The organism is Noviherbaspirillum album, from assembly GCF_035916955.1.
Lineage (GTDB): Bacteria > Pseudomonadota > Gammaproteobacteria > Burkholderiales > Burkholderiaceae_D > Noviherbaspirillum > Noviherbaspirillum album.
Genome location: NZ_JAWIIV010000002.1, coordinates 213,364 through 236,672, shown reverse-complemented (window position 1 = coordinate 236,672; position 23,309 = coordinate 213,364). Strand labels below are relative to the sequence as shown.

Sequence of the window (23,309 nt, the reverse complement as noted above, 5' to 3'; positions counted from 1 at the left end):
GCGTGAGCGCACCCTGATATGGTCTCTGGCATCGCTCGGCCGCAGCTGATGGTACACATCGCCGGTGCATCTGGCGAATAGGGATGAGCAGGCGTCCATTGAGCCGGTTTCGGCCTTACGCTGTCTCCCGCCAAACCGCAAACCCACCATGCAGTACCTTGTGGATCGACCGGTTCTGTCATTCGTGTAGGCCTAATGGTTCGGCGTCATTATTTACCGTCTGCTATCAACAATGCGAAGTAGATGACTCGCTAGAATGACCATCTCTTGTGCTTCGGTCGCGTCAGTTATGGAAACGGTACGATGTGAATGGGGGTTCTTGTACGAACCGATTGCGCCAGCGAACAGATGCGCCAACGCCTCACGTTCACCTTCGGGCTGTGCCATGTCGGAAAGCGGGCCAGTTGTCTTGTCGAACGCCTTCCGCATTAGCACGGTTCCGACATCGGTATCGGGAAAGTGCCCTGCCTCGCGCACCGCGATTTCGACTGCTCGAAATGACTTGAATACTGCGGTCTCTGCATCACCGCGAACGATATCAAGCCAGACTTCATCGGCAATGGATGGGTGTAGCAGTGTCTTTGGGAACGCAAGACTCCGCGCGTAAGTTTTGAACGAGCCGTCGGCCAATATTGTACGGGCACGTCGGCTCAAAAACATGTGCCCATTGTTTCCGTTCATTCCGGGCTCCGGAATCAGAAGACCTTGTACCAATAACCAATTCCATGCTTCAGCTACTGCCAACTCAGCATCTTTTTTCCGATTTTGGGGATATCCGTCTGAAGCTCCTAGGCTCCCGTGAATATCTGAGGCGATGGCCTGCAGGTGAATGAGACCGGTGTGTCCCAGGCGTTCATTGGAGAGCCATAGAACGACATCCGCCAGTTCTTCGGGTGCAAGCCCTACCAGGACGTCGACATCGGGGATCAAGGATGTAAGAGTGGCCATGATATGGGATCTCAAAAAGGTTGATGTCTGAAATTAGAGGTGGAGTAAGGATAGAGTCCTGACCGGAATCCCAGCCGGCCATTACGCAATCGCGTGCTGGTCGGATGGGATGGGAAGGCAGACGATCATCGTGTCTTCATCATTGAACCCGGCGACTCAGCTTGGGCTCTTCCCACACAAGCAGTTCTCTGTATAGGAAACACCAGCGATCCGCGCGACCTCTGCGGTAATGGCTTGAAGCATACCGTCGTTATTCCGGCGCCAGGCGCTGACCTGATGGTAATCGTTAAAGCGCATTGCATAATCTCCTATGCCGACTCTCGTTCGACTGCTGCTGTAAGCGGGTAGTTTCGTGCCAGCTTCAGCGCAACTTGAAGAGGCGATCGGTACGCTGTCCGTAAATGACAAGGCAAAAGCCAGCGACTACCAGAAGCCCCGAACCGATGAAACCGAAGGCGGTTTCCGGCACCCACCACAAGGGTAGTGTTGGATATAGCTCTGTCAGAGTCTTGGTGGCCTTCGGCTGCTGTACAAGCGGCTGGAAGGCGCTCAGGAACACAGCTAGCGCCTTACCGACGATTCCCATGACAAAGAGAAATCCTCCAACACGGATCAAAGTCCTCCCAGCACCGGAGATGCGGTTGGGTTTCGAATGGAAATAGTGGTCGACTTGATTGAGCATTCTTGGAGTCTTCTTGCTGGGGCATGGACGAGGAGCATTTCCTGCCCCTCAAGGCTATGGGCTGCCGCGCGGTGCGCTGGCCGGATCCGTGTCTATTCTAGATTAGCTACTTCAGCTCGTCACCGCCGAAACTGGTGACCATGTGCGCTTCGACTATCCGATGCGCCGACAACCTCTGCTGCAGGCAGAGGCATGCGGAAAGCTCCGGATCGGAAGCACGCTGCTCAATCAGATCAGGCACCCTCTATCGCCGCGAGCGCGGTACTCAGTGTGATCTATGGTTTGCTATGTTTGGCCAGCACTGTTTGCAGTCCAGGCACGTTGACCCCGGTCGAGTGACGGTAGTCGATATGAGAAGAAAGCGCTGTCAGCGCTTTTTGGAGCCCTGAAGAGCCGTCCTCTTCCCGTATCCTGGTAAGGAAGTAATCTGTCGCATCGACCGTCAGCGCTCGACGATAACGCTCACCGTTGAGCATGTGGCGTAACGAGCGGATGGTCATGTTCGCCGAGTTTGCATTGAACCCATAGGCACGCACTAGATCATCTCTAGCCTTGCCCAAGGTGATGATGCCTCGATCAACCTGCCGCGTTGCGTGAAACACTTCTTCTAAGATCTGTGGGCTTAGGTCCATTGCGCTCTCCTCAACAAATTGTCGTTATCCGTGGGGCTCAGCCTCCCATTCTAAGTGGCTTCTCGTGGTTCACCAATTCGGTGTTTCTCAAAGCTCGCAACTTTATGGGCCTCCCGCATCCGGTGCGCCGACAGTGTCAGCTGCAGGCCCAGGCACTCGGAGAGCTCCGGATCGGAGGCGCCCTGCTCGATCAGCATGGCCGCATAGGTATTGCGCAGCGTCTGACAGCATGCACGGTCGCCGGTGATGCCAGCTTCCTCCATGAGGGCCGCCACGTGCTTGTAGACGGTAGTGGCATGCATGGCCACGGTCTTGACCCGCTGGTCGTTGCGCCGCTTTTTGATCTCCGCCGGGAACACCAGATTGCTGCCTTCGGCCTTCTCCGCGCGCCATGGCCACCAGGCCGCCAGCGCATCCTGCGCGATCGGGAAGAGGCGGGCGACATGCTCTTTCCCATAGCTATCCGGTACGGTAATCACGCCAGCCCTTGCTGTGCAATTAACGGTAACTGACACCGCCTCAGACACCTTCAACCCGCCGCCAAGCATCGTGGCCGCGACGACCGCATTCCTTACTCTCCTCCACTGTTCTTCCCTTTGCTTCTCTGTCCCTTTCTTGTCGGCCGATTCGAAGGCCTGGCGCAGGACGCCGAACAGCCTGTCCCGCTCGATGTCGGAGAGAAAACGTGTGGCGTCGTTGCTCCCCTTTCCTACTCTTTCATAGCCTGCCTTCTGCCCGGGGTTGTGAGTGACCAGCTGCAGCTCGATGAGGTGCTTGTAGGTTCTCTCGATGAGACGCACATACCGCTGCCGGTGCTCCTTCTTCAGCGCATGGACGTCCAGAAAAGAAGAGATGTGATGAGACTGGACGAGAGGAAGGGAGATATGTCTCTCGTCCAGGTAGCGGATGAACTTGGTCCACATCGAGATATAGACCTTCTTCGACCCCTCGCTGTATGCCGTGTCGGTGCCGTCCAGTGAGGAAAGCCAAGAAGAATAAGCAAGAATAGGAAAGCTGAGCCATTCGTTCGGCGTGTCGAATAGGTCGGCAGAGGAGGACGGAGGTCGCATCGAAGTGAAGGGGTTCATGACATGGATGACCGTTAATTGCACAGTTTGTCTTGACTGGATATTTATACAGGAGGACGCTGCGGTTTACAAGACATCAGCGGGACTTGCGCCGGGTAGCGCGCTTGGCCGCGCGGCGGCCGGCCCGCATCCTGGCGCCGACGTTACCTTCCAACATGGCCTGGTACATGTTCTCGGCCGCGATCTCGTCATCCTCCGCCTCGTCCAGATCATCAACGCCTAGCGTCAGCGTCGGCAGCGTACCGCCCAGGTGTGTCGGTGTGGGTTGGCCATACCGCCGAACAAACTCCTTCATGCCGCCAACCGGTTCGACATGCTCGTGAGGGCGGAACTCGCGGACGAACTCCGGATTCCCGCTCGGGAAATTCTTTGTCGCCCGTATCGCCAGCGTCGGCCCTCGCTTGAAAAAGCGCTGGCCATAGCACTGGAAGTCCGCGTCTACGGGAATCTGCTCGAACAGCAACCGGCCCGCCGGCACGGGGAGCGCCTGACGCACGGTGGTAATGTCGACCCCGTGATGGTGTCCCTTCAGGGTTTGGCGGCCAAGGAAACGGTCAGCCAGGCGGTCGGCAATGTCTTCATGGAATCCGGCCGTGATGCTCCGCACCTCCGCAATGATGTCCTCGACCATGATTGTGACCTTCGTGTCGATCGTCAGGTCATAGTGGATCTCGACGCCATTGTTCGGGCAGGTGGCGATGAAGGTGACGTGGTAGCGATTGAGCTTTTCCATTGCGGTAATCCTTGGTGGTCCAGACAGATAGGGTTAGGCGATAAACAGCTTGCCGAGTACGATGCCGGCAGCCAAGGCAGCTGAGGCGATTGCGGCGACCGTCAAAGGCCGTACCCGTTTCTTAAGCCGGTCCTGCAGGAGCCGGATCTTCGCCCGGTGCTCGAGCACGACGGCTTCGGCATGGTGGGCTTGACCGGCCAGCCGCCGCGCTTCCATCAGCGGCAGAGACGTTCGTTCGATCAGGTTGCAGAGGTGGGCGCCGGCGCGCGTCGGGGTCGTGGCTGCATAATCGGCCACCAGGTCGAGCAAGGTTGTGTTGGCCGTGTGCCCGAGGCCGATCACCCGATAGGCGTCCTTCTTGGCCAAAGCCTCCAGCACAGCCGGATCGTCGAAGACCTCGAATTGATCCGCACTGCCGCCGCCGCGGATCAGGACAACCACCTTCCCGTTCGCCCTCGCGATGCCGTCTGCGATATCCTGCGCGGACAGCACGTTGACGGAGATCCTCTCCAGCTTCACCAGATCGCTGACAACTTGCAGCTCCAGGAGGAAGTCCTGGTCGACCTGCGCTTGGCCCGATTTTGAGCAGATGAGCGACAGCATCAAAGGCAGCTCGGCAGGAAACTGGCGGCGCTGCACGGCAAGGCTTTTCAGGCGGGCAAGCGACATCTGCTGCTGCGCATCCGTTGCGGACGGTTGGGACTGGGCATGCAACTCTGCTTCCACAACATCCAGATGGAATTCCACCCGACGGTCGGTATAGCGATTGCACACCGCGATCAACGTGCCGGTGACCACCACCGATTCCCCGCCCTTCAGGCCCAACCGCGCTACCAAGGTTTTCGGGATGTCCAGCAGGACTTCTTCGCCGCCTTCGACCAGCTTCACGCCAAAGAGCTTGGGCACATTACCGTGCCGGAGCGTCCCCAGCTTCCCGCGTACCCGCAACAGGCTCATTCCCTTCGGTACGTTGTCCTGCACGGACCGTGTGATCTCGTTCTGAATGATCTTTGACAGCGCGGCTGCGCCGATCTCATTGACTGACAATGGTGCGTTCATCGCTCCCTCCTGTGTTTTGCAGTCTTCGAGTCTACGGAGACCACCCGATCGATTCTGAATTTTCTTGTCGCAAGATTTTTCAGAATTACACCCTTCAGAGTGTCAAACTGTTTTCATTGATACCAAGGAGGTGCGAACCAATGAATGCGATGACCGATCCCGCTCTGCTGCAACCAAACGTCGGCGTTTCCCTCGTCGATCTCTACCAGCAAGGCGGCTCTCTGCCCGATATCTCCAACGAGGTCTATCACGCTGACCTTAGCTGCATCTCCGTATCCGGCCTGAAGCAACTGCTGCGTTCGCCCGCGCACTATCAGTCGTATCTCACCGAGACGCGCAAGGAAACACCGGCGCTGTTCTACGGCACCGCCATTCACGCCCGTCTGCTGGAGCCGGAAATCTATGCACGCACTTTTATCGGCGCTTACAACCTCGACAAGCGCAAGAAGGACTATGCCGAGTTCGAAGTAATGACGGCGGGTCTGCGCATCCTCACCCGCGACCAGATGACCGCCATCGAGCGCATCAATGAAAACGTCATGGCGCATGCCTCGGCACGTGCGCTGCTGCGCGGCGGCACGGTGGAGCAGACGCTCATCTGGCAGGACGAGGAAACCGGCGTGTGGCTCAAAATCCGCCCCGACTGCCTCAACTTCGACTTTGGCGACGGCATCTGTGTGGACGTCAAGAGCACCGACGATGCGTCCGGCGCTGAATTTCCCCGCTCCTGTGTCAAATATGACTACGACCTTCAGGCGGCGGTCTATCTGGATGGCCTTCGCGCTGTCTACAAGCGCGACTTCGACTTCGCCTTCCTTGCCGTTGAAAAGGACGGTCCCTATGGCGTTGCACTCTACGGCGCACCGGAAGAAATGCTTGAGCGCGGACGGCGGCGCTTCCGCCAAGCGTTGCAGCTCCTTGTGAAGTGCAGGGACACCGGCAGCTGGCCTTGCTATCAGCAGGATGGTGGATACGAAATCCTCGACTGGCCACGTTACGCAAAATAAGGAGGCGACCATGACGACCCTACCCGCTTGGAGCCAGCGTTACCTCGACGGTCAGAACGTTGGCCGCGCAGAAGCAATGATGGCCTATGCCCAGTACTACTGTGTTGACGGCTCTGCCGACACGGACCCAGAGATCGAGGAGCGCATCGAGATGCACCGCGCCCCGCTGGTGGGCTATGCCAGCCGCACCGGCACCAAGCGCAACCTTGCAGCCCTGCGGGCCGCTGGATGGCGGTTGCTGGTGTCCGCTACGGCATGCCTGCGCACCGAGGGGACGCGCTACGCGATGGACAATGGCGCGTGGGCTGCATACAAACAGGACAAGCCCTTTGACAAAGATGCATTCATGCGCGCGATCGACAAGCTTGGCGAGTCAGCCGACTGGATCGTAGTCCCTGACATCGTAACCGGCGGACTGCGCTCCCTCGACTATTCTCTGTCCTGGCTGGAAAAGCTGAAGGGTCTGCCTACACCGCTGCTGTTGGCAGTGCAGGACGGCATGGAACCTAATGACATCCGAGACCTGCTGTCGCCGGCAACGGGCATCTTCATTGGCAGGCCAACTGAATGGAAAGAAGAGACAGCCAACCAGTGGGGACGGCTCGCCCGGCGCCGCAATTGCTACCTGCATGTCGGCCGCGTGAATTCACAGCGCCGCATTGCCATCTGCAACGCCGCCGGCGCGAACAGCTTCGACTGCACCAGCGCGTCTCGTTTTTCCGAATCGCTGCAGCGTCTTGCGCCGGCCGTGCTGCAAGACGACCTCTTTGCCGCCTCCCGCAGCTGGGAGGACGTCTGAACGCCGCCCGCCATGACCGACGCCTGTCAGGCTGCAATTGATGCAGGTATCTTCTACGACACTGAATTTGCATACTATGTGGTCCAGCGGATGGGCGGTTACGACTCAGACGCCATGCGTGGTTCATCTCAGCGTTAAAAGCTGGGTTCCGTCAACACGGCACAGGTCGGACGCTTACAGCAATACCAGCGACGCAACGTCATTGACCGCTGTGTCGGCTGGCTCAAGGAAGCCCGCGCGGTGGCCACCCGCTTTGACAAGTTGGTGATCCATTACTTGGGCATCATTAAGCTTGCCATGATTCGCAGGTACTTGCGATTGACCTTATCAAACACAGCCCAGACAGGGCACCCTAACCGGTCGGCGGCTATCTTCGATCGACACAATCGATATTGCGTCGCTGCGAAGGGTTACCGCATAGTGGCAAGACTCTAAAAGCTTCTTGTGAGAGATCACCTGCCGCCTTGCCGACAACCGTTTCTTGCATATTGTCTATGGTCTTCTTCACGAGTTCGCCATGTCTACCTGGAATGACAGGGACAGATGGTGCACCAGCTGCTTTTCTGAGGCTTTCGGTAAGTTTGGCTGCGCGTCCATTTACTGTAAGTAGTGCCCCAACGGAGGTAGATATGATGGCGCCCGTCTCGTCGGTAATATCGAAACCAGACGGCCGACCGTATCGGTACTTCAAGATGATCGAGTGGGCTTGCACTACAATTACCGCACCCGCGATCGCCAATGCTGCAATAACAGCTCCCGGCGGCGTTACACTGCCTGCTATTGCCATAGCACCCACCGCCGCCATAGCAAACTCGCCCGTAATATTCATCCAGCCTGCAGTGACCTCTGCGTCGGATAACGTCTTGACCATTTGTTCATAGGTAAGCTGTGGCTCAACCCATCTCACCGCGTTTGGAGGCAAGGGTCTAAATGGAGTTGACGGGGGGAGAGGCTGCCCAACAGTGGGCGCAGGTGGCCTTCGCACAGGAGTTGGGGTAATACCACCGCCCGGCACAGACAGTGGTGCACCACCAATGCCTCCTCCACCACTGCCGCTTCCTGACGGTGTTCCACCACTACCCGCATTGCCGCCCGAGCCGGAGCCAGTACCTCCGGTGGAGCACCCTATGCAGTCCGTCCCGTGGGTGCCGCCGTGGGATAACAATGTGGTTTTATTTGCCCGCCGCTCGAGGCGATTACTCATGGCACCGGCCACCTGGTCCATCTGCAGTAAGGTCGTGCGGTCAAAGACCACGCGCTTGCCGTCGGGCCCATTTCCTAGTGTGATGGCCCCATTCGTTCGGATGTCAGTTACCAATATGCGTAACTCACGCAGTGACCTCACGAGAGCTGAAGCTTCCGCAACCGCCGCCGGATCATGTTGCTGCGCGCTACGACTAGCCTCTGCGGAACTGTCTAGTGCGGCGTCGATAAAACGTAGCATCATGTCTCCAGGGCTGCCACTCGTTGGAATGGGATGGATGGTGATAGTAGCCTCGTGCGTAACTGCCCCGTTCCGCAATGCCCGCAGGGTGCCCTGCCGCGTCCGCGTAACAATCGGAGCTGCGGGTATAAGCGTGGGATCGACGAGATTGTCATTGAGAAGTACGATTTCGTCGGTGTCGGGGTAATGCACTTCGAACCGAGTGATCGCAGGATCGATATCCGTGTTGTACCGCAGATCAATCGGCTCGAATGTACGAAACTCAGTCGCGTTTGCCGTAAGAGTCCTTGCAGTGGAGTTACCCGCGCTGGATTCCGCGGCGGAACCGTCACCCCCTCCACCACCGCCTCCGCCACATGCGCTTAAAAGACTGGCGCCAACTAAAGCCGTGAGACACTGTAAGGACCTTCTTCTGTTCGTATTCATGTTACGCCCTTATTGGCAGGCCACCGGGTTTTTATCCGATTGCTGAACAACTTGTACACCCTGTGGATTCGTAAAGATATCGATATATCGGCTGGTGGCCACGTCGACGAGGCCTGCGATACATTGCCCGTTTGTGGCCCTAACGCGTGTCACTGTAATTGCGCGTCCAGCAAAGTTACCGCTGAAATCGTTGGTTAGGCAGAAGTTGCGAGTCTCTTGTTGCCGGTTAACGCTGTAGATACACCGCGTGTCGGAGTAGAATTTAAATTGGTCATCTGTTGCGTCCACCACCACATCTCCATTGGCATTGCCATTCCAAGTAATAAAGCTGCGAGTGGTGGGTGTCGGCGGGTTATTCGTATTATTAGGCGATGGTGCATTACTGATGCGGCCTGGTCCGTTAATATCAAGCTGTGCATCAGTGAGGGTCGTGAACTGACTTGCTCCTGAACTGGGGCTGTTTGCGCTACAAACTGCATTGCGGTTGGTGACATCGCAGACTGTGTAAGCAGCCAGCTTCTGGTCATTGGCAGACGGCGCCGGAATAAATACGGATCGCCCAGGCTCGATTATGTCCGACACAAACCAGCGGTTTTCCGGTAGGCCTTCGCAGTTCGTGGCGCCCTGGGGGACCCAGCAGCCTCTGAACCGCACGGGGATGGAACAACGATTGGTGACAATGCCGTTGTTGGCTGGCTGCGTCTGTAAGATACGATCAGCCGAGTACAACGCACAAGCTGGAGGCACCAAAGGCGCCTGTGTTGTGGCTGTCGTTGGATTGTTTCCGCCACCACCTCCAGTGCCGCCCGTCCCGCCTGTAGTGCTCCCGCTTCCGCTTTGTGGCGCCGGCGCGGCGGTTGCATCATCGTCTCCGTCACCCCCGCCGCCGCACGCGGTCGTAACCACTAGAACTGCGCTAACCACAAGCAACTGTTTGGCTTTCATGGTACCCCCTCAGGTGAAGGTGCTTCGAACTAGTATCGTGAAATCAACGATAAGTCGCCGCAAACTTGTGGCTCTCCTGTGCCGGGAACGCTATCAGTTATTGACGCCACGGCGCGCGCAGCGCCAGGTAAGGTTGGATTCCAAATAAAAAGAGCCTCTTTTCTTACCCTGCTATTACTGATACCGATAGCCTCTTGCTGGGGATTGGTCTGGTTGAGCAGATACGTCCACTGGTCGCTGAACATGCCATCGGGGCGAAGTAGTCCAACCATATTTCTTGACTTCATGGTTTCAGAGCCGGGCGAGACAGGAATATCAATCTCGATGCCGAACTGTCGGTGCACGCTAACCACGCATTCTTCGGGATTGGCGCTGAGTGTCGACCCACGATATCTTCCGAACACGATGTTGGGTGTGTATTGCGTGAACTGTGTACATTCATTCACCAGAAGATCTGTACCGTCACGTTCAACTGTACAAGTCTGGTAGGCCGCACCAGGCGCGGCACCGTAACGCTCTTCCGGTGGACCGAAATCAAATGGCTTAATATCCAGACATCCAGTTTCCTGAACATCCTCCGTCATACTTATCCTGCCGGCAAAAACATTTCTGCCTTTAACGAACTCGCTCCAGTATATTTTTGCAAATGTTCCGTTCACGCGGTTATAAACCGAATACGTTTGCGTGCTGTACCCCTGGGCTTGGGTAATCGTATCGCTGAGCGTATTCCATACAGCGTCAGCCGGGGCGCCACTTTGCAATGCAGGTTCAACTATCCTTGTGGCGGTACCCGAGCGTATCTCCACACCGCCGTTCTGGCGCACACGCACCGTGCACTGTGTGGCAGTACTGTTGGGTTCGAGTTTCCTATCCGGGGTGCCGATGTAGAAGCCCGGTATGATCTGCGAAAGCATCGTATTAAAGTGCAGGCAGTTTGTTCTGGTCGTTTGTGTCCCTAACCCCGTAGGTGTCGACTGTGTAGTGCAACTTGCGGTGAGTCCCGTAAGTGGTGTGGCGGTTGTGCTGTCAGGAATGACATCAGGGTTGCCGGGTGTTGGGGTGACCGGGGCGGTCGGCGTAGCGCCATTATCTGTAGGGGTTGTAGGTGGCCCTGAATTGGTCGGAGTTCCACCTGCAGGTGCCTGACTTCCAGTCGTCAATTCGGTGGCAGAAATGTCGCTGCCGCTTCCCCCTCCGCATCCGGCCAAAATTAAGATCGTAACAACAGAAACAGCATAATTGCAGGAAGACACTCTATTGAACATACAACCTCCGACATAAGCATACTCAGGAAAGAACAGCACATTTATCGCTACCTGTGTTGCAAGTATGTGCAAAGAGGTCTATGCGCAGCATCCTCCAAATGGGGTAGAACTTTGTTTATGCTCAAAAAACCATAAGTAGATTCGAGTAGCCTTACCGATCAAACGACATGGAGATTGTGACCAGCTTTGGATGCAGATCAACTGCGTTGGAAGGAAAATCGTATGGACAAATCACCAAGAGTTAGTCCAGACCAAGTAATAAGCACTTTCTACGACGCAACGCTGAACCCAGCGCTTTGGCAATTTGGATTAAATCAGTTCGCTTCATTGATGGATTCGCAAGGCTCCATCCTAATGCTGGCAGATCCCAGCAGAGCTGGCGCTGAAATCGCATTCAATGTCGGATATTCGGAAGAAGTCGTCAGCGCATACAACGAGTACTACAACACCCTGGATCCCCTGGTTGGCGTGGTGCCTTACTCCGAGGTGGGCTGCTGGACCGCCGACGCAAACGGCAAGGCGTGGCCTGATCAGAACAATGCACGCGAATACCATAACGACCTCCTGCGCAAACATGACATAGGCGGCATCCTGGCATCGTTGGTTGTCAGGGAAGACCGGCTCGTCGCAACCATTTCCGTCCAGCGTTTCGGACTCCAGAACAGTTACCGGGATGATGACCACCTGGCCGCACGAGAGGTCATGCCTCATCTACAGCGTGCGATCAAACTGTATTTCCGCATGCAGGAGCTGCAGATTCCGGCCGGTATTGCACAGGCTGCGCTGGATCATGTGACGGCGCCGATGTTGGTGGTGGATGGCAGCTGCAATCTTCGGTTTGCAAACAGGGCTGCAGAACGGCTGTTGTCGCGGCAATGCGGAGTCGTCGTGCGCTTCGGCAGATTTTCTACCCGATCGCGGGCGCTGGAAGTTCAACAGGCCATCGCGCAGGCGGCAAGCGCGACGGCAAGCCGTGGCAGCGCGCATAGTCTCGATTCGGGTTCTAACGCCGCAATGCATCTTCTGGTCCTGCCAATGCCTTTGAAGCTTGCCGCTTCCCATTTCAATGAAAGACCAATGGCGCTCATTGTTATTCATGAAACGTGTAGATCCTACACCAGCGTGGAATCGTCGCTTCGCAGTTTATATCATCTAACGGCAATGGAAGCACGGATCGCGTGCATGCTCGCCGATGGACTTTCAACGCAAGAAATAGCAGATGAGCAGTCAATTTCCATTTTGACTTTGCGAACGCATCTCAAGTCGGTATTCAGCAAGACAGGACTGCGTCGCCAGGCAGCCTTGACGCAAATGATAACGACTCTGGCAAGTATTCATTCGTCTTCGGAGTGCTAGGGAAACGCGGATTTATTCGCCGAAGAAGCCAACCGATTGCCAAGCACAAACGTTATGGCACTCCGAAAACTTGTGGAGACTGTGAGAGTCGCACGCCCTACCATCGCGGCTGGGCAACTGTGCTGCCTGCATCTGTATTCATGATCCGCCAGTTCTTTCCTAAGAAAATGGCCTTCGATCCCATCACCGACAGTGACATCCAAGCCGTAATAGACAACCTCAACCATCGCCCCAGAAAATGCGCCGGGTTCAAAACCTCGCATGAGGACTTCCGACCTTCGCTGTCCAGACGGTTTAGAGATGACGCTTGCGCCGGTACCGTCACTCTCCAACTTATCAAGCGAGGGAGTCGAAAACGTTGGGAGTCCACCATGTCCGCAGCATCCATTGCCGAACGTGCAAACTTTGGCCTAACAGACGGAGAATCGACACCACCGAAGGTCATGACGTCCACCGAAGACAGCACGCAACGAGACCTTTTCGCCTAAGCAGCATTTCTGGTGCGCGGTAGACTCCAACATGCACCTAAGAACGTCCGGTGCGTCCCGCCTAAAGCTAGGTGCAGGCGGCTGCACCCATTCGGGAGAAGTAATCGCGCGGTATTACGCGAAATGTTGAAATAGCGCTACCACGTCCTTCCAGTTACTAACTGCGAAGGAGAGAACAGTCGATGCTACGATGCTAATAACCGCCCAACGTACAGTAGCTCTGACACCGGACTCGCCTTCGAGTTGGACGGGACGAATAATATTTTTGTAAACGTCCTCATACCTCTCAGCTACCGCAGACACGCCTTGAAAATGCGTAGCGATAGTTGCAATCTGTGGTAGCAGTGGCCTAAGCAAATCTTGTCTCTGGGCGGCATCACGAGCAGCTTGCAGCTGTGTTTCAGCGTCTCTGATTTCGGCCTTCAGCTTCTCAGGGTCAAAGGTAAGAATTTCGGCCAACCTTCGCTCTAGGCCGATCATTTCGTTGTCGATCTCCTCAAGCAGCTTATCGAGATATTGAGCAGTCGACCCGGTACAGCCAGCCATGACGATCGGCTTGAAACCCTCATCGCCGATTTGCTCAAAATAGAGGATACCCTCGTTATTCAGATCATAGAGGTAAGCTTCAAGATAATTGCCGTTCGCAAAGAGCGGACCAATTTCCGCAAAGAGTGCATCTACGTCCTCAATCGTTTTCTTTTCGTCAGAATGTCGGATGAAGGCCGCCAGCAGCCGAGCTTTTTGTGACTTGGTAATTTTGCTTTTCATATTGGTGAAGATGTACGGCAGGATTGCACACTCAAAGAGCGAAGTTATGCTCGCCACCATGTCTTCTGAGGGCACGATCATGGTGAACGACAGATAGTGATTTATTAGTCACTATCTGCCGGCCGTTATTCTAATCCTACGGTTAGGAGCCTGTCTTCAGAGCATGTCCGCGTACCAAAGGCCACAGCAGAAGGACTAATCCTGTAACACACGCGACAGTCACCACGAGGCCCTGCACAAATGCCGACGGCGTAGCGCCGAGCCCAGTAAGGCTTCTCTTTACATTATGGACAACGATACCCCCGAAAAAGTACGTAGGCACCAGCAGAAAGGCTGCCGACACGAACCGAGTGATCAAGAGTGTTCGAGCGTAACGAGAGGGGATCGATGCTGGAACACATAATGGCGCCGAGACGGCCGCTCCGAGGCCGACCCAACGCAGGAATGTCATGACATTGAAACGCTCCGGCTCCACCCCGAGCGAGAAGCTGCTTCCCATAAAAGCAACGAAACCAGCGGATAACAGCGCTGAGATCAGTAGAACCGAACGAGTATGCCAAGTCATTGTAGGTCGTCAAATTTGGACAGATTGCTACTGGAATTGTACCGGTTCTGCTGATCCGGCCTTACGGCGAACCACGACCGTTCCGGACAGCTTGTCATGCCACCCCTGTTTCTTGGAGTCGAAGGCCGCCCAGAGAAAGCCCAGGCCAAACGGGATTGCCGAGACAAAGTAGGCGAAGTAACGGCCAATCAGCTGCCCAGTCGACGGCCGGCGCCCGGTCCGCGCGTCGACTATCTGCGCCGCCATGGCCATCTTCCCCGGCGTCGATCCAGTCTTTGCCCAGAGCGCGATCACCAAGACCGTCGGCAGCACCCACGACAGGATGAAATCTACCGGTCCCTTGATCAGGCGGGGATCTTCCCAGTAGCCGCTTCCGTACCAGATGCTCAGCACCGGCAGTGTAATGATGCTCATGAGGATGGCATCTATCAATGTCGCGCCAAGACGGCGCCAGAAACCTGTGTACTCGAGTTCGGACTCGTATGTCATTTTTACCTTCCCAGTTGTGGCGATTGCTTTCCAATGAAGCAATTCAAAAACTTATCACGGCTGTCCGGTTGTGACATCCCATATCGGTGGGAGGGCATGGCCAGCGAGTGCCCGTAGCGTGGAAAAGGCAGGGGAAAACCCGGCGCCAGGACCACCCGCCGCGGCCTTTTGCGTGGCTTAACTTTTTCAGAATTGCACCCCTTGGAGTGTCAAACTATTTTCATGACTAACAAGGATGTAAGCGAGATGCGATTCACACGCTATTACAAGGATGACTTCAGGGACACACCGCGTAAACGTGCGGCACTGCTACGCAAGCAGCGTAACGAGCGCGAAGCGTTTCCGCTCTTTGCGGACCAGATTGCAGAGCAACAGCCCGACGTGGATACGGTCATGGACGATCGCGCAAGGAAGTATGCCGAGCACATGGCCAACAACCGCGCCTATCGGGCAATGAAGTGGCGTCAGGGCCGCGCACGCATGCGGTCTTACCCGGAGGTCGTACGGGCGAAGCTCATGGACTACTGGAATACCCACCGCTGGCTGCCAGCCGAGCCCTCCTACTTCCTTGACATGATGCACATGTACGACCACGCACGACTAGATTTGAACGCACCAGGCATTCGGAGGACAGCTTAATGGACATGCTCGAAGTCGGAAACTTCGCCAGTGATTTTGACAATACCGGCGCCCTAGCCCTTACCTCGCCGCTCGAACTTCTCTTTTCCGAGTACCGTCGGAAAAAAGCCGACATCGAGCGCATTGCCGCCTATGTCGCCGGCGAGACGGACGTCATTCATTACTTCATGTCCGGCGCCCAGCTCGAAGGCCGGGGCCACCAGCTGAGTGCAACGGGCTTGTTTCAGTCGGATCACGCAATCCGTGCGCTCGACGCATCCTATTGGTCTCAAGCGATGTCCCTTACAGACGTGCTGGACTATATGCCGACGGACAAGCGCAACGACTGGAATAAACAGATTCGCCAGCACGAAACCCCGCCATTTGATCCCGAGAGCGTCAAGGCCACCTTGCGCGGCCTCCTGATGCAGCGCCAGAGCTTCTTTGCGGAGCGGATCGACGGCATATTCCGCGCCCTGTCCGGAGAACACATCACCAACTCGCCAGCGGGATTCGGCAAGCGGATGATCCTTTCCAACATCACCAGCTGCTACGGCAGCACCGACCGTGTCGGCTATATCAATGACCTGCGATGCGTCATCTCAAAGTTCATGGAACGGGACGAGCCAAAGTGGTATGCATCGAGCAAGATTGTCGAAGAAGCCCGCCACATGCACGGACAGTGGCTCACGTTAGACGGTGGCTCCCTGCGGCTGCGCTGCTATCTGAAGGGCACAGCCCATCTGGAAGTCCATCCGGACATGGCCTGGCGTCTGAACGCGATGCTATCCAGCCTTTACCCTATGGCGATCCCGCCGGAGTTTCGCCGTAAGCCCACCAAGGCGCAGAAAGCACCAAAGGATTTCGTGATGATGGGGCGGCCGCTCCCCTTTGCCACGCTAGAGCTGCTAGCCGGCATGAAAACCGGTACCCGGTTTATCAAGCAGGAAAATAACTGGCGCCAGCCATACCGTAGGGAAGAAATCCCCAATTCGATGCAGTTCGAATACGGCACCCTGGCGGTCGACAAAGCGCCCACGGCCGCGCGGGAAGAGGCAGAGCGCGTGCTCGCCTATATCGGAGGGGTGAAGGATGGCCCAGTATGGCTGTTTGAATACCGTGCCAACGATGTTATTGCGGAGATCGTCCGTACCGGATGCCTGCCCGACCGGAAGACGCACCAGTACTACCCGACCCCGAAACCGATTGCTGAGCTTGTGGCAGAGCTTGCTCAGATTGGCGAAGCGCATTCCTGCTTGGAACCGAGTGCCGGCCAGGGCGGCTTGTGCGATTTTCTCCGTCCCGCAAACACGACGTGCGTTGAAATTTCGCCAGTGCATTGCAAGGTATTGGAAGGAAAGGGCTTCAAGCCCGTTTGCGCAGACTTCCTGCAATGGTCGGCCGGCCGCACTTTCGACCGAATCGTCATGAATCCGCCCTTCTCCGAGGGCCGCGCCCTGATTCACCTGCAGAAGGCAGCATCGTTGCTGGCAGCCGGCGGCCGTCTGGTTGCGGTTTTGCCCTCCAGCTATCGCGGCAAAGACCTCATCGCCGGCCTTAGCCATGAGTGGAGCGAATCGTTCCAAGGCGAGTTTGAGGGCACTGGCGTGGCGGTGACGGTCCTCGCTCTCACCAAAGCGTAACGCGATGTCGCACGCGGTTTCAAATGCGCCAGCAGCTGAGGGCCGTCCTCCTCAGGAAGACGGCTACTGGTCCGAAGACCGAGACCTGCAGCTGCGCCAGCTCGCACCGGCACCGTGTCGCGGATGCCAGCACCTGATAACCAAGGAGTCCTTCGTTTTGAACGGCGTACTCACCACCTGCGGAGCGGTCGACCAAACGGCAGCCAACGGCGCCATTCTGGCCACCATCATGGTTCGGCTTGCGGAAAGCGGGCCATGTCCGCACCGGATAGCAATCTAGCGCTCGGACCGCACGTCAGTTTTGTCAAAACGGCATAACGCAGATTTCTATAATCGATTCACTACCCAAGCCCACAACAAGGAGAGGAACAACATGCAGGGTCTCTTTCAGCTCACCGAACTCATCGGCTCCGAAGTCAACGCCCGGTCATTGCACATGGCTACAAAAGCGGTGAACTACTTCCAGCCGTCGGCCAACGAATACCTTGGCAAGACAATTTTCCACCTCAACACCGGCGAGAAGGCGGCTGCGGCGGAGGAGCCCGCTACCTTCACGGCCGCATTCCCGAATCTGGTGGCCGCTGAAATACACAGCATCAATAATCCGCGTCTGGACGGCACACCGGCCTACATCAATTCGGACTCCATCAAAAGCATCGCGCCGCAGAACGGCAAAGTGCTGGTGACTTTCATGGACAATACCACTGTCTACCTGCGTCCGAACCCTGCCTTACCGGCGGACTGAGTCACGAAGGAGCGCATGAAATGGCCACTACCGACACCCAGATCCCGGCGTCCTTTCCCCGTACACGTGTCAGCGCGGAGATGCGGCGGTTGGTGAGTGCGTTCCTGCAGTGCTCACCGTCGTGTAGGGAGAACCTGGTCACCAAGGCCCGCGCGGCGATCGAGCGCGATCCGCGGACCGACCCAGCTTTCACCGACCACCTGATGGCCTCCGCCGGCGGTGCAGCAGCTCTCTATCGGCAAGTAGTCGCCGTCCTTGAAGGGACAGTCCACTACACCTACTCAAATCGCCCTTTCGGTCGCGACAAGCATGGTGAATGCACCCTCAAAGCCTGGCGCAAATGGGCGCAACGAGCGGTGGTCCAGCGCAGATCGTCAATCGAACTCTACGTCCACGGCTATGGTTGGGCGCTGCATGATGAGATTCTTGAGGCAAATCTGCTCACCTCCCCAGCCTAATGGGTCGCACCATCTTTGAGATTCACAAACGAAAAAGCCCACCGTGACCGCAATGGTCATAGGTGGGCTTTTGATTACAGAAGCGCTAGGCTTCTGGCACCTCGCTGGATGCGAGATTTATACGGCGGCCCGCTCTGACGATGACATCAGGCTGCCTGCATCTCATGGACACGACGCCTCTTGCTTCCTACATCTCAGAAATGGTCATTCCTCGCTCGTTACACGAGCCAGCTTTAACGCGGTTGCAGAACACTCCAACTAACTCTTTACATACCAGCATGATCACCCCATACCCCTTTGGTGAAGGCTACTGATGGATAAGGGCGACGCGTCCAGCTATGCTACTTTCCTTGAGAACTTGCTTTCGAGCTCATTTGCAATAGACCAGCCAGCCGCTTCCAGCATTACGACAGAAATACTCGGAGCCACAACTTGTCCTAGCCCCGGGATGAATTTGGAAAGCTCCTTAGCAATGGTCTTTATTGGCTGCTTGAGCATAGTGTTCTTGAACGTAGCAATAGCTAACGCTTTTGCTGCCTCCTCGGTTAGACTTCCTCCGAAAACGCTACAAAGACTCATCGTCATTGTCGTCATTGCAACCATATCGGTAGCGATTCCTAATCCCGGTACAGGTATCGCGTTCCCGGCTGCAGCGGCTACAGCGTGAGGATGAATAATCGCGTGACACTTCTTTTTCTGGTCTTCAGTCATAGTGGCTTACTCCAACAATTAGAGAAATAGCACGCTTGGAACGCATGCTGTATTGATCGTATGTGGAGGTCTTACCTTTTAGCCTTATCAATTACATCCTGAAGTTTTTGCTTCTGTTCACTTGATATAGACTTTCCAGAATCTAGTATTTGCTGAGCTTGCCGAGCTGCGACCGATGGCAATTCCTTGGCGATATCAACCGCGAGTTCTGCAGCACCTCTTCCTATTTTTCCAGCGATATCCCAAAACCCCATGATTCCAGTCCTTATATTTTGCGCTTCGATCAAGTAGCTATCAGTACCCATTAGATGCGATGGGTTACTGCCTACAGCCTCCAGTCAATTATGACCACATGGTTTCCTTAACGCAACAAAATTTCTTATGCTTGTATTATCTTGTTGCCAGCGGTCTTATGGACTCCACCAAGAGATTACAGCCCTAATATCAGCGTTCCGAACCGTTTGACGACATGGGAATCCCGACCAAGCACAAATGAAAAAATCTATGGTCACCCTCCTTTTCGCAAGGGTAGATTTTGGGTTTTGTGGTTGGCTTGCTTAAATCTATGGTCACCCTCCTTTTCGCAAGGGTAGATTTTGGGTTTTGTGGTTGGCTTGCTTAAATCTATCCGGCGTCAAAAACAGGGAATCATTCCCCGCGCCACGATGAGAGTCGCGCCTGAAATTCCTAAAAAGCCCAACGGCCTCGGAGGCCATCTTATCTTTGAGGTTGTCTTTCAGGCCGTTATGCCGTTCACGTCATCCAATTTCTACGGTCGCAAAACCAGGTGGGTTCTTCGCTACTTTAACGCTTGTCTTTCAGGCTGCTAGAGGCGCCTGATTAAGACGGAATTCAGTATGCCGAAAGGCTAGCGCCCAAACCGTACGTGCAAATTTATTAGCCAATGCACAGGCCACAACATTGCAATGCCGTCGTGTTAACATTGTGCGCACCCAGTCAGACATTAATCCGGTCTGCTTGTCTAAGCGCTGCATGTATGATCTGGCACATTGCACCAACAGGCGTCGCAGGGTCTTGTTGCCGCGTTTGCTAATTCCAAGCAGATTGGCTCGTCCACCAGTACTGTATTGGCGTGGCACTAATCCTAATGACGCGGCGAAGTCTCGCCCGCAGCCGTACTGTTTGCCATCGCCTAGCTCAGCTGATAAGAGGCTGGCAGTAATTGGCCCTATGCCAGGCACTACTAACAGACGCTGCCCTAGGTCATCTTCCTGTAATTGCCTCACCAGCTCCTTCTCGACTTCGGCAATCTGCTCTACTAGATACTTGTAATGCGCATGCAGACGAGTAAGGACGGATACTAGCCGTGCTGGCAGGGATTGTTCTGCCAGTACGGAAGGAAGTTGTTTAATGGCTGTGGGACCAACGGGAAGACTGATCCCAAACTCCAGCAGGAACGCATGGATTTGGTTAGATGCCTTGACTCGATCGCGCACGAGCGACTCTCTGACACGATGCAGCGCACTGAGGATCTGTTGCGCTTCGGTCCTTGGTGTAACGAATCGCATGTTGGGACGAGACGCAGCCTCGCAAATTGCCTCTGCGTCGATGAAGTCATTCTTGTTCCCCTTGACAAAGGGGCGAACAAACTGGGGATTGATGAGCTTGACCTGATGCCCGAACGCAATCAATTGGCGTGCCATATAGTGGGCACCTGCACAGGCTTCCATGACGACAGTGCAGGGATGAAACGTGGCGAGAAAGGTAATGAGCTGCTTACGGGTGCACTTTTTACGCAAGATTGCCTTGCCATGCGCGTCCTGTCCATGAAGATGGAAAGAGTATTTGCCTAGGTCAATACCGATAAGTGCGACGCTTTCCATGATGATCTCCTCTCGGGTAAAAACACCCTATCAGGGTAGTCGCTGATAGGGTGGAGGGTGACCATCTCATTAGCCCACCGTGACCGTAATGGTCATTGGTGGGCTTTTGATTACAGAAGCGCTAGGCTTCTGGCACCTCGCTAGATGCGAGATTTACGCGGCGGGCCGCTCTGACGCTGACGTCAGGCTGCCTGCATCTCATGGCGACGCATTTTGTTGCCTACATTCCACAGCTGGTCATCCTTCACCTCTTCGACCATCGCGGTAGGAACCCGGATACCGAGCTCCGCCAGCTTCTCCGTGAACGGATCGAGAACCTTCGGATGCGGGTCACGTTCGTCCAGGTTCGAATAAATCAGACCGTCTTCTTCGACAGGCGCCTCCAGGTCGTGAATGACCATGAAGAACCCTTGAAGCGGGCGATCCCATCCCATCAGGACCTCAACTGCCTTGTTACCCATCGTGGTGGTGCAGAAATGCTGTGACATACCAAATTCTCCTTTTGCAATTGAAGTCGATTAACCGTGAATCGGACAGGGATGCCCTGTTCCATCGTGACAGCTTGAGCAAAGCCGCATCTCCTCAAGAGATGCGGCAAGCCCCTGCCCGTCCTCCCACCAATGGGTGAGTTCGGCCTCGCCAACAAACATCGGTGGCGGCTGAGAGTGGCCAGCGTCAGCGTCGGACAAGCCGAGCGACTTCGCCTCCCACAGCAGGTCCACCACCCTTTCGTTGCTCACATCAGGGTTTGCATCCGGATGAATTACGGCATGCACTCTTACGAGCGCCATGTTGACGCGGATATCCAAGCCTCTCATTGCTACTGCCTTTCATTGAAATGCCGGAATCCGCCCCCGGCGGGGACGAACCCGGCCGGGTTAAATGCGATGCCAACCTACGGCATCGTTCACCGTGCTGGGGATCCAGCACGATTCTCGCGCGACCAATACTTGCGTCGTTTCATATGTGACTTAAAACAGATCTGCTCCTGCCATCAGCTGATCGCAAAGTGTCTTGCGAACCGCATCCTGCGCGCCGGCGTCGGCAATTCCAGATAGGAAGATCTCCACCTTGTCCAGAATGCATTTCGCTGCCTGGTCGATGTCCCCGGCCTCAAGTGCGGAGTCCAAGGCACCGCCCAGAATGACAGCGTCGGAAGACGACAACCCGACGAATGCATGGCGGCCGCAAAATTCACCATAGCCGCCAAACTCCCCGAGTCGGGGCCGATCACAGTGCCAGGCTGCCTCAGTGGCATTCGACTTCAGGCCATGGCCATCGTCGAAGCCAATCGCTAGATCGAAAAGCACTTCCAGATCGGCATTGCCGGCCAGGTCGATGTTTTCGATCACAGCGTTGAGGAAACCGTCACGGCCAGCACCGAAGTGCGCGGCCAGAGCGTAGAGATATTCTTCTACGCCTTCCTCTTCGCCTTCGCCAAGGGTCACCTGACGTTGCGCGGCAAGGTCCCGCAGACGGTCCAGCATGGACGACCACGTGACATCACTGCTTTCCGCGATACAGGCAACGAAGACTTTGCCTTTGCCGATACCGGGATAGGTGTCATCTAGGCTATACGAACCGAACAAGGCCTTGATGACGGGAGTGATGCATTCGAGGGCGAGAACGCCTGTCATGTCACGATATGTAGATGTCATTTATGTTGCTCCAGAGTGATGCACGGAACAACCACCCGAGCGGGATGGTTGCGCCCGCGCGGGTTGATAAATGATTCACCGCGGCCGTCGGATGACGGTGCGATTCAAGTGCCTGACACGACCAGGACGAATCCTGCGTGTCGGGTTCTCACAGACCAGGATGGTCTGTAATGGAGAAAGATTTCATAACGCCGAAACCAGTAAAGAACGGACCACAAGTGGCCAGAAACTCAAAACCGTGTAGTGCCAGGCGGCGCCAGCATGCGAAGCGCATCGGCATGGACCATCAACTTCTCATAGGCCCTCTCGAGCCTAGTCTGTTCCGTGCAGAAGTAACTCCGGCCTATTGCGATGTCGCCCTGGTTGTTAGCGACGACGACACATATCGCATTTTCGATTCCGAACAGATCGCCCACCCACTTCAGCTCGGAGGAGGTCAGTTCCGGATAGGGCGGCGCCGCCGGGCTACGGAAGTCGATGCGGTGCCAGAGGTACTCTCGCTCCAGCTCGATCGCCTCAACGAGGTAATCAATATGGGTCGGCAACACCGGCTTGCTGCATTCCGCAAGGGACTGGATGACGTCGGTCACGCTGTCAAAGCCTACCACCACGACGCTGGTAAAAGGACCGTCGATCGAGCGGGTGAGCGGCTCAAAGGAGCCAACAATGGATGGATCTGTACTCATAACCTTCACATTATCCAGATTTGATCGTGCGCGTAGCATTTTTCTAGCAATCCATGACGGACATCACTAGAAAAATGCCCCTGCAACGAGGCAGGGGCACGGGGGTAAGGCGTGATTCAGAACACTACGTAGGCTGCAACGCTCAGAACAGCGGCGCTGCAGACGACGAAACGGTCCGGATCATCCTTGAAGTACTGCACTGCTTTCCGTGCACGACGGAGAGCAAACAAGGTGACATTATTAACGCGGCCA

At 55.8% G+C, this 23,309-nt stretch carries 26 protein-coding genes; 8 read left to right on the top strand and 18 right to left on the bottom strand.

Features of this window, described 5'->3' with window-relative positions:
• Positions 1–213: 213 nt before the first annotated feature.
• The 6 genes from RY831_RS03920 to RY831_RS03895 all read right to left on the bottom strand — a co-directional run bounded on the left by RY831_RS03920 (position 214) and on the right by RY831_RS03895 (position 5,142).
• On the bottom strand, positions 214–948 hold the full coding sequence (locus RY831_RS03920; protein ID WP_326505028.1) for a TIGR02391 family protein: 735 nt from the start codon (positions 946–948) through the stop codon (positions 214–216).
• A 361-nt stretch (positions 949–1,309) separates the two neighbouring features.
• Positions 1,310–1,630 (bottom strand): hypothetical protein, encoded by a 321-nt coding sequence (locus RY831_RS03915; RefSeq protein WP_326505027.1) that lies wholly within the window; start codon positions 1,628–1,630, stop codon positions 1,310–1,312.
• Between the two features lie 275 nt (positions 1,631–1,905).
• Positions 1,906–2,262 (bottom strand): hypothetical protein, encoded by a 357-nt coding sequence (locus tag RY831_RS03910; protein WP_326505026.1) that lies wholly within the window; start codon positions 2,260–2,262, stop codon positions 1,906–1,908.
• A gap of 50 nt (positions 2,263–2,312) precedes the next feature.
• The gene (locus tag RY831_RS03905; RefSeq protein ID WP_326505025.1) at positions 2,313–3,350 is read right to left on the bottom strand and encodes a tyrosine-type recombinase/integrase; all 1,038 of its coding nucleotides are present in this window, start codon (positions 3,348–3,350) and stop codon (positions 2,313–2,315) included.
• A gap of 76 nt (positions 3,351–3,426) precedes the next feature.
• Positions 3,427–4,083 (bottom strand): hypothetical protein, encoded by a 657-nt coding sequence (locus RY831_RS03900; protein WP_326505024.1) that lies wholly within the window; start codon positions 4,081–4,083, stop codon positions 3,427–3,429.
• Positions 4,084–4,116: 33 nt separating this feature from the next.
• Positions 4,117–5,142: an exodeoxyribonuclease VII large subunit gene (locus RY831_RS03895; protein ID WP_326505023.1), complete on the bottom strand. Its 1,026-nt coding sequence runs from the start codon at positions 5,140–5,142 to the stop codon at positions 4,117–4,119.
• Positions 5,143–5,282: 140 nt separating this feature from the next.
• Between RY831_RS03895 and RY831_RS03890 the strand changes: the two genes are divergently transcribed.
• Together RY831_RS03890 and RY831_RS03885 are read left to right on the top strand one after the other, a co-directional pair.
• Entirely contained in the window at positions 5,283–6,149 is an 867-nt protein-coding gene (locus RY831_RS03890) for a PD-(D/E)XK nuclease-like domain-containing protein (RefSeq protein WP_326505022.1), read from the top strand.
• Between the two features lie 10 nt (positions 6,150–6,159).
• Positions 6,160–6,948, top strand: coding sequence for a hypothetical protein (locus RY831_RS03885; protein ID WP_326505021.1), 789 nt, complete (start codon positions 6,160–6,162; stop codon positions 6,946–6,948).
• Positions 6,949–7,315: 367 nt separating this feature from the next.
• On the opposite strand, the gene RY831_RS03880 is transcribed toward RY831_RS03885, so the two are convergent.
• From RY831_RS03880 to RY831_RS03870, 3 genes are all read right to left on the bottom strand, one after another.
• On the bottom strand, positions 7,316–7,777 hold the full coding sequence (locus RY831_RS03880; protein ID WP_326505020.1) for a hypothetical protein: 462 nt from the start codon (positions 7,775–7,777) through the stop codon (positions 7,316–7,318).
• A gap of 1,050 nt (positions 7,778–8,827) precedes the next feature.
• Positions 8,828–9,763: a hypothetical protein gene (locus RY831_RS03875; protein WP_326505019.1), complete on the bottom strand. Its 936-nt coding sequence runs from the start codon at positions 9,761–9,763 to the stop codon at positions 8,828–8,830.
• A 29-nt stretch (positions 9,764–9,792) separates the two neighbouring features.
• The gene (locus RY831_RS03870) at positions 9,793–11,028 is read right to left on the bottom strand and encodes a hypothetical protein (protein WP_326505018.1); all 1,236 of its coding nucleotides are present in this window, start codon (positions 11,026–11,028) and stop codon (positions 9,793–9,795) included.
• A 222-nt stretch (positions 11,029–11,250) separates the two neighbouring features.
• Here RY831_RS03870 and RY831_RS03865 point away from each other — a divergent pair, with 222 nt between their 5' ends.
• Both RY831_RS03865 and RY831_RS03860 read left to right on the top strand, forming a co-directional pair.
• A complete protein-coding gene (locus RY831_RS03865) occupies positions 11,251–12,384 on the top strand; it encodes a helix-turn-helix transcriptional regulator (RefSeq protein ID WP_326505017.1) in 1,134 nt (377 codons plus the stop codon).
• Positions 12,385–12,524: 140 nt separating this feature from the next.
• Positions 12,525–12,872: a hypothetical protein gene (locus RY831_RS03860; RefSeq protein WP_326505016.1), complete on the top strand. Its 348-nt coding sequence runs from the start codon at positions 12,525–12,527 to the stop codon at positions 12,870–12,872.
• A gap of 114 nt (positions 12,873–12,986) precedes the next feature.
• Here the strand turns inward: RY831_RS03860 and RY831_RS03855 are convergent, their stop codons facing one another.
• Positions 12,987–13,700 (bottom strand): hypothetical protein, encoded by a 714-nt coding sequence (locus tag RY831_RS03855; protein ID WP_326505015.1) that lies wholly within the window; start codon positions 13,698–13,700, stop codon positions 12,987–12,989.
• 532 nt (positions 13,701–14,232) lie between these two features.
• Entirely contained in the window at positions 14,233–14,694 is a 462-nt protein-coding gene (locus RY831_RS03850; RefSeq protein WP_326505014.1) for an RDD family protein, read from the bottom strand.
• Positions 14,695–14,940: 246 nt separating this feature from the next.
• On the opposite strand from RY831_RS03850, the gene RY831_RS03845 reads away from it, so the two are divergent.
• The 4 genes from RY831_RS03845 to RY831_RS03830 all read left to right on the top strand — a co-directional run bounded on the left by RY831_RS03845 (position 14,941) and on the right by RY831_RS03830 (position 18,158).
• Complete coding sequence (locus RY831_RS03845; protein WP_326505013.1) at positions 14,941–15,333, top strand: hypothetical protein; 393 nt, start codon at positions 14,941–14,943, stop codon at positions 15,331–15,333.
• Positions 15,333–16,955 (top strand): DUF4942 domain-containing protein, encoded by a 1,623-nt coding sequence (locus RY831_RS03840; protein WP_326505012.1) that lies wholly within the window; start codon positions 15,333–15,335, stop codon positions 16,953–16,955. Before RY831_RS03845 ends, RY831_RS03840 begins: the two co-directional genes overlap by 1 nt.
• Before the next feature lie 373 nt (positions 16,956–17,328).
• Entirely contained in the window at positions 17,329–17,700 is a 372-nt protein-coding gene (locus tag RY831_RS03835; RefSeq protein ID WP_326505011.1) for a hypothetical protein, read from the top strand.
• A gap of 20 nt (positions 17,701–17,720) precedes the next feature.
• Positions 17,721–18,158 (top strand): hypothetical protein, encoded by a 438-nt coding sequence (locus RY831_RS03830; protein ID WP_326505010.1) that lies wholly within the window; start codon positions 17,721–17,723, stop codon positions 18,156–18,158.
• Positions 18,159–18,494: 336 nt separating this feature from the next.
• Here the strand turns inward: RY831_RS03830 and RY831_RS03825 are convergent, their stop codons facing one another.
• From RY831_RS03825 to RY831_RS03795, 7 genes are all read right to left on the bottom strand, one after another.
• On the bottom strand, positions 18,495–18,869 hold the full coding sequence (locus RY831_RS03825; protein WP_326505009.1) for a hypothetical protein: 375 nt from the start codon (positions 18,867–18,869) through the stop codon (positions 18,495–18,497).
• Between the two features lie 71 nt (positions 18,870–18,940).
• On the bottom strand, positions 18,941–19,156 hold the full coding sequence (locus RY831_RS03820) for a hypothetical protein (RefSeq protein WP_326505008.1): 216 nt from the start codon (positions 19,154–19,156) through the stop codon (positions 18,941–18,943).
• Between the two features lie 531 nt (positions 19,157–19,687).
• Complete coding sequence (locus RY831_RS03815; protein ID WP_326505007.1) at positions 19,688–20,713, bottom strand: IS110 family RNA-guided transposase; 1,026 nt, start codon at positions 20,711–20,713, stop codon at positions 19,688–19,690.
• A gap of 182 nt (positions 20,714–20,895) precedes the next feature.
• Positions 20,896–21,201 carry a hypothetical protein gene (locus RY831_RS03810; protein WP_326505006.1) on the bottom strand — a complete coding sequence of 102 codons (306 nt, stop codon included), beginning with the start codon at positions 21,199–21,201 and terminating at the stop codon, positions 20,896–20,898.
• Between the two features lie 30 nt (positions 21,202–21,231).
• Positions 21,232–21,522 carry a hypothetical protein gene (locus RY831_RS03805; RefSeq protein ID WP_326505005.1) on the bottom strand — a complete coding sequence of 97 codons (291 nt, stop codon included), beginning with the start codon at positions 21,520–21,522 and terminating at the stop codon, positions 21,232–21,234.
• Positions 21,523–21,684: 162 nt separating this feature from the next.
• Positions 21,685–22,371, bottom strand: coding sequence for a hypothetical protein (locus RY831_RS03800; RefSeq protein WP_326505004.1), 687 nt, complete (start codon positions 22,369–22,371; stop codon positions 21,685–21,687).
• Between the two features lie 230 nt (positions 22,372–22,601).
• Positions 22,602–23,057 carry a hypothetical protein gene (locus RY831_RS03795; protein WP_326505003.1) on the bottom strand — a complete coding sequence of 152 codons (456 nt, stop codon included), beginning with the start codon at positions 23,055–23,057 and terminating at the stop codon, positions 22,602–22,604.
• Positions 23,058–23,309: the final 252 nt, after the last annotated feature.